This is a genomic window from uncultured Clostridium sp. (genome assembly GCF_900547735.1).
Lineage (GTDB): Bacteria > Bacillota > Clostridia > Lachnospirales > Lachnospiraceae > Otoolea.
Map to the genome: position 1 here is coordinate 1 of NZ_URHZ01000148.1, position 3149 is coordinate 3149.

Below are 3149 nucleotides of genomic sequence, written 5' to 3' on the forward strand. Positions count from 1 at the left end.
CCAGACTTTCTGCGGCAGGCGCAGAAATCTGCATGCGCATGATATAATGTCCGCAATGCGGACATTATATCATAACCCCAGTCCTGTTAACCACTACTATTTTATAAAATATCCATGAAATTGGGGAAGAAAAGTCGAAAGGACAACGCCGCCGGGACGGCCGCTGTTCCGTATTCTTCCTTGAAAAGGGAAAGAGGAACTGAAAATCAGTGACTTTTTAAAACGCCTATGCTATGATGAGATCAGCCCTCCAGGCCGTAATATCCTACAGCCCGGCCTTCGGCTAAACAGTAATGAATCAGGAGTTATCTATGACAAAAGGAAATATCACAAAAATACTGTTTCAGTTTGCTGCCCCTCTCGTGGCCAGCAGTCTGCTGCAACAATTGTATAATATCGCCGACTCCATGATTGCCGGCAACTTTATCGGTGAGAATGCGGTCGCCGCCATCGGTGTTTCAACCAGTATCGTCATGTTCTTTACCAACGTGATAATCGGTTTCACCACCGGTATCTCCATCTATATCGCTGGGTTGACGGGGCGCCAGGAGAATGAGAAAATCGGGGAGGCTGCCCGCACCTCCTTTCTCTATCTTCTCCCCGCTTCCATCATAATGGCCTTTCTAAGCCTTGGCATTATTGATCAGGTTCTGGTCATGATGCATACGGATGCAAGTATCTTCGCCATGACAAAAACTTATATTTCCGTGATTTTCATTGGAATTCCGTTTGTCATGCTTTATAACATATGCAGTTCCGTCCTGCGGGGTATGGGAAACAGCAGGACCTCCATGGAAGCCATTGTCATTGCCACCTTTACCAATATCCTTGTGGATGTCCTCTTTGTGGCAGTATTCCACTGGGGAATCATGGGCGCCGCACTGGCAACGGTGCTGTCGCAGCTCTTCTCCTGTCTCTATGTCCTCATATACCTGTACATACATGTCATCAGGAAAATACCCTGTCGGCACAATTTTACCATGGAGGCATTGAGGGAACAGACAAGGCTCGGCCTCCCCTGTGTGCTCCAGTCGGGAGTTATGTCCTTTGGAAGCATCATTCTGCAGGGTATCATGAATACGCTGGGTGTTCAGGCCGTTACGGCCATCACCTCCGCCTACCGGCTCGACTCCCTTGCCATGCTGCCTGCGGTCAGCGTAGCCTCTGCCGTCTCCACTTTCACCGCCCAGAATATGGGAGCCGGACAGTATAAGAGAATACAGGAGGGCTATTCCATCGGCGTTAAAATGATGCTCGCCCTGTCCGTCACCATAGCCGGAATTGTCATCCTCTTCGGCAAACCGTTCATTCTTCTGTTCGGCGTCAGTGAGGAGGTTGCCAATCTGGGGCAGAGTTTCCTGCTTATGCTGTCCATCTTTTATCCCGTTTTTGGCATCCTTAACCTTTTTATCGGTTTCCTTCAGGGAACCGGCAATGTAGTCACACCGGCCATCTGCAATGTCACCGGCCTCGTCGTCCGCCTGACCCTCGCAGCCCTGTTAGTCGTTCCCCTGGGCTTTCCATCCGTTCCTTACAGCGAAGGGATATCCTGGATCGTCGCCGCCTGTCTATGCTACAGTAAGTGCCGTAAGACCAAGAAGAAACTATCGGAGGAGGTAGCAGCTCAGGCCGTCAGCCAGTGAGTGAGCGCTCCTTCAAAGCTTACCATACTAAACGGCAAAAAAACTCAATGGACGAATCACGGTCAATTAACGGCAGTCCGCTGTCCCGAGCACAGGCTGCCGTCACCAACAATGAAAAGCACGCTTCACGAACTTTTATTGCCACTCAATATAAGGCGCTGTTCCATTCCCCTAAACCAGGTATGAAACAGCGCCTTTATCATTTCATTTTATTGTGTTATCCCATTTATCAATTGGAATTCTCCTGTTCTTCCTTCAGTTCCCGGATTACCTGCTCTATCACAGACAGCTCTTCTTCCAGTTCCTCCGCTATGATTATTGCACTCTTTCCTTTTGCCAGTTTTCTTGCGGTCTGCTCCTTAAGTTTGCAATACCGGCCCTCTCTGAGGCCGCACTCCAATCCCTCTGCACGGCCGCGCTCAATTCCAACAGATAATATACTCATTTTCACAGCCTCCCATTCTTCTGACTGCTTCACTTCGGTTACGATTTCATCCAGTTTCCGGATTCTTTCATCCATTATTACAAGCTCCGGATTGTCCAGCCGCGTTTCCTTCATATACTGCAGCAGACTGACCAGGGCCGGCTCCCCATTTCTACTTGTCATATTTAAGAAAATCTAGGTAGTCCCATCCTCCAGGCAAAGACCGGCTATTTCCTCACATTGTTCCTTAAAGGTGTATTTTGCCAAATCACACCCGAAAATATCCTCCTGGGTTATAAAAGTCACAATCGTGGACGGAAGGTGTTTATACCGGGTTTCCCTGCCTGATTTTAAGAGCGGGGTGTCCAAAAGCCCCTGATAATACCGTGCTCTCCGCCTTACATCATCCTTCTCCGTGTCATTCTGCATCTCCGTAGCATAATGCCGGTTCCGGTTGTCGACAGCCCAGGCATCCAGCCGGATGGCCCGTTTGCCGATACGGTTTAAAGTTTCCCGGGTCGTCTCACTTCTTCCCTCATGACGTTTCTTCCTTTCTGTAAATCCCGACAGGAAGAACCTCTGCCTCCCTGCCTACGGTGTATTGGATCGTTAAGCAAAGAGTCTTTTGAATGCCATATCCGGCATAAGAATGTTAAGATTTGAAATAGAATTTCCGAAACCCTGCTTAAATTTATCGTAGCATGGTGGTCATGGGATTGCAAGAAAAAAATTAATTAATTAATTAAGAGCTTAATAAAGAACATCATCCCGGCATCCGAAGTAACGTAGTGGCCGCGACAATACCTCCCCCTAGAAGGAATAGAACCAATCAGCCGCAGCAGCCCGGGCCGGAATGGCGAAAACCTTCGCGTCTTCCGTCCCGGGCCATAGCCTACCTTTGGGGGAAGGAGGGGAAAAACTTTCCGAAAGGGGCCTTGGAATCCGCCGGTGCTTGATGACACATTGAGCACTTAGCGAGGTTCTATCGAGCTTAGTGCAAAAACGTGCGGTGGCAGGTTTTGTCGAATCTAGCATCCGCTGCGCATTCCACAAGCGGGAGCGAGTCCCTGTAGGAATTTTTT

General features: G+C 49.1%; 3 protein-coding genes. 1 reads left to right on the forward strand and 2 read right to left on the reverse strand.

What is annotated here, in order from left to right:
- The first annotated feature begins 311 nt into the window (after positions 1-311).
- Positions 312-1643 (forward strand): MATE family efflux transporter, encoded by a 1332-nt coding sequence (locus QZT18_RS23385; protein WP_294152143.1) that lies wholly within the window; start codon positions 312-314, stop codon positions 1641-1643.
- A gap of 229 nt (positions 1644-1872) precedes the next feature.
- Here the strand turns inward: QZT18_RS23385 and QZT18_RS23390 are convergent, their stop codons facing one another.
- Positions 1873-2250 carry a hypothetical protein gene (locus QZT18_RS23390; RefSeq protein WP_294152145.1) on the reverse strand — a complete coding sequence of 126 codons (378 nt, stop codon included), beginning with the start codon at positions 2248-2250 and terminating at the stop codon, positions 1873-1875.
- Positions 2251-2262: 12 nt separating this feature from the next.
- On the reverse strand, positions 2263-2496 hold the full coding sequence (locus tag QZT18_RS23395) for a hypothetical protein (protein WP_294152147.1): 234 nt from the start codon (positions 2494-2496) through the stop codon (positions 2263-2265).
- Positions 2497-3149 lie beyond the last annotated feature (653 nt).

Excerpts from the sequence above, each read along its gene's own strand:
- QZT18_RS23385 (WP_294152143.1), top strand. The coding sequence starts at position 312 with ATGACAAAAGGAAATATCACAAAAATACTGTTTCAGTTTGCTGCCCCT.
- QZT18_RS23390 (WP_294152145.1), bottom strand. The coding sequence starts at position 2,250 with ATGACAAGTAGAAATGGGGAGCCGGCCCTGGTCAGTCTGCTGCAGTAT.
- QZT18_RS23395 (WP_294152147.1), bottom strand. The coding sequence starts at position 2,496 with ATGCAGAATGACACGGAGAAGGATGATGTAAGGCGGAGAGCACGGTAT.